General features: G+C 53.8%; 2 protein-coding genes. Both read left to right on the top strand.

Features of this window, described 5'->3' with window-relative positions; translation table 11 throughout:
- The first annotated feature begins 259 nt into the window (after nucleotides 1-259).
- Nucleotides 260-1657: an FAD-dependent protein gene (locus Q0482_RS00285; RefSeq protein ID WP_299141964.1), complete on the top strand. Its 1398-nt coding sequence runs from the start codon at nucleotides 260-262 to the stop codon at nucleotides 1655-1657.
- Between the two features lie 3 nt (nucleotides 1658-1660).
- The gene (gene purB, locus Q0482_RS00280) at nucleotides 1661-2953 is read left to right on the top strand and encodes an adenylosuccinate lyase (protein WP_008859512.1); all 1293 of its coding nucleotides are present in this window, start codon (nucleotides 1661-1663) and stop codon (nucleotides 2951-2953) included.
- Nucleotides 2954-3269: the final 316 nt, after the last annotated feature.

Here is a 3269-nt window from a genome sequence, read left to right as displayed (position 1 = left end):
GCGAATAGTTTCCTGTCGGTATGAAGTGCCAATGTGTGTCACATCAATAGGAAACCTTTCGCGAATAGTTTCCTGTCGGTAAGAAGCACCACAGCGTCAATCCGCTGTCCCCACCCTTTACTCCCCTTGCTTTTTTCTCCCCATTTCTGTAGAATTAAAAAAGGGATAATCTTTTCAGGTTATCCGGCCCCGGATGGGGCTTTTTTGTTGCCTGCTTTCCCCAAATGCGGGCATTATTGATACAAATGGGGTGTTTTATATGGCAAAATCCTATGATGTGGTGATTATCGGTGCCGGCCCTGCCGGTATTTTTACGGCGCTGGAGCTGGCGGATACGGGGCTTTCCATCCTGATTCTGGAAAAGGGTCTGGATATCCGGGAACGTATCGCTCTCAATAAAGACAGGACGGCGCCGGCCAGCGACCGGCGGGCGAATATTGTGTCCGGCTGGGGCGGTGCCGGTGCCTTTTCCGACGGCAAGCTGACTCTTACCACCGATTACGGCGGCAATCTGGATGATTATATGAATAAGGGCGAACTGGCCCGTCTGATTTCCTATGTGGATTCCGTATACTGCCGTTTCGGCGGCGAAGGCCGGGCGGTTTACGGTGATGAGCACAGGGACAAGATTCACGAACTGAAGCGGAAGGCCGCCGCTGCGGACCTGGCCTTTATCCCTGCCCGCATCCGGCACCTTGGCACCGATGTGAACGGTGAAATCCTTACCCACATGCGGGACAGTTTCCCATCCAATGTGACGGTGAAGTCAAACTGCCCGGTGGATCACATCCTGGTGAAGGACGGGAAGGTGGAAGGCGTCATGGCCGGCGGCGAAACCTACCTCTGCAAATATCTGGTAGCCGCTCCGGGCAGGGACGGCGCCGAATGGTTCACCAAGGAAGCAAAGAACCTGGGCCTCCACACCGCTTCCAATGCCGTGGATATCGGCGTCCGGGTGGAATCTCCGGCGGAAATCTACGAGCCTATTACCGACATCTGCTATGAATCCAAGCTGGTTTATTTCTCCAAATCCTTTGACGACCGGGTACGCACCTTCTGCATGAACCCCTACGGTTTCGTGGTGACGGAAAACAACAACGGCCTCATGACGGTGAACGGCCACTCCTATGCCCATAAGAAAAGCGGGAATACAAATTTCGCCATTCTTGTTTCCAAACAGTTCACCCAGCCCTTCCACGAACCTATCGAATACGGCAAGTACATCGCCTCCCTGGCCAACATGCTTGGAGGCGGCCCCATCGTGCAGCGGCTCGGGGACCTCCGGGACGGCCGCCGCTCCACAGAAGAACGCATCCGCCGGGGCCTGGTGCACCCCACCATGCCCTCTGCCACACCGGGAGATTTATCTTTGGTCTTGCCATATCGCTTCTTAAAGGATATTATGGAGATGTTCGAAGCGCTGGATAAAGTGGCGCCGGGAGCCAACTCACGGCACACCCTCCTCTACGGTGTGGAAGTGAAATTCTACTCCTCCCGCATCGAGCTTTCAAACCAGCTGGAAACGAAGATACCAAACTTCTTCGCTATTGGTGATGGAGCCGGCATCACCAGGGGCCTGGCACAGGCCTCCGCCGCCGGCGTAGTGGTGGGACGCGAAATCTGCGCCCGCATTGGGAAACCGAAGGGAGAAATCTGAAAAATGATACCAAGGTACACACGTCCGGTCATGGAAAAGATCTGGAACGAAAGAAATGAATGGCAGACCATGCTGAATGTGGAAATCGCAGCCTGCGAAGCAAATGCCGAACTGGGCCGCATTCCGAAAGAAGCAGTGGAAGTCATCAAAGCGAAAGCAGACTTTGACGTGGACCGCATCCATGAAATCGACCGCGAAATCAACCACGACATTATCGCCTTCCTCACCAACGTCGGTGAACACGTAGGCGACGAAGCCAAGTACATCCACATGGGCCTTACCTCCACCGACGTGAAGGACACCGGCCTTAACGTACAGCTCAAACAGGCCTCCGAAGTCCTTATCGACGACCTGGAAAAACTGGCGGAAGTGCTGAAGAGAAGGGCTGTGGAATTCAAACACACCCCCACCATCGGCAGAACCCACGGCGTTCACGCAGAACCCACCACCTTCGGCCTGAAACTCCTCCTCTGGTACTCCGAAACCTTAAGAAACATCGACCGCATGAAACGGGCTGCTGACGAAATGGCGGTAGGCAAACTCTCTGGCGCCGTCGGCACCTATGCGGACATCGACCCCTTCGTAGAAGAATACGTATGCAAAAAACTGGGCCTGAAACCGGAAATCGTAGCCACCCAGGTAGTACAGCGCGACCACCACGCCGAATACGTGGCCACCCTGGGCGTCATCGCCGGCGTCCTCTCCCAGATGGCCCTGGAAGTCCGTCACCTCCAGAGAACGGAAGTGAGAGAAGCGGAAGAATACTTCAGCCCCAAGCAGAAAGGCTCCTCCGCCATGCCTCATAAGAGAAACCCCGTAAAATCCGAAAGAATCTGCGGCATGGCCCGCCTCATCCAGGGCTACAGCCTCCCTGCCTTCGAAGACATCCCCCTCTGGCATGAAAGAGATATTTCCCACTCCTCCGTAGAAAGAGTCATCCTCCCCGACGCCACCATCGCCCTGGACTACATCCTGGACCAGACCACCAGCCTCATCGACAAGCTCCTGGTGTATCCGGAAAAAATGATGGCCGACCTCAACCTCACCGGCGGCCTTATCTACAGCCCCAGAGTCCTCCTGGCCCTCGTTGCCAAAGGCGCCTATAGAGACACCGCTTACCGCTGGGTACAGAGAAACGCCATGAAACGCTGGCTCCAGGGAGAAGACTTCTACGAAAACCTCTGCAAAGACGAAGACGTAAGAAAGTACCTCACCCCCGAAGAAATCAAAGCCTGCTTCGACTACAAACCCATGCTGAAGCACGTGGACGAAATCTTCGCCCGTTTCGGCCTGTAATCCCTGGAATATGTGAAATATGTGAAATCAAAAAATCCTCTCCACAGTGGAGGGGATTTTTTATTTGTGAAGTTTCCTGTCGGTAAGAAGCACCAGTGTGTGTCACCACAATAGGAAACTTTTAGCGAATAGTTTCCTGTCGGCAAGAAACACCACTGCGTAACACTTCAATAGGAAACCTTTTGCGAATAGTTTCCTGTCGGTATGGAATACTACAGCGTGTCACCACAATAGGAAACTTTTAGCGAATAGTTTCCTGCCGGTAAGAAACACCAAAGCGTGTCATTTCAATAGGAAACCTTTTGCGAATAGTTTC

This window comes from uncultured Dialister sp. (assembly GCF_937959425.1).
Classification (GTDB): Bacteria; Bacillota; Negativicutes; order Veillonellales; family Dialisteraceae; genus Dialister.
The sequence above is the reverse complement of the archived record's forward strand: the minus strand, read 5'-3'. Positions and strand labels throughout refer to the sequence as shown.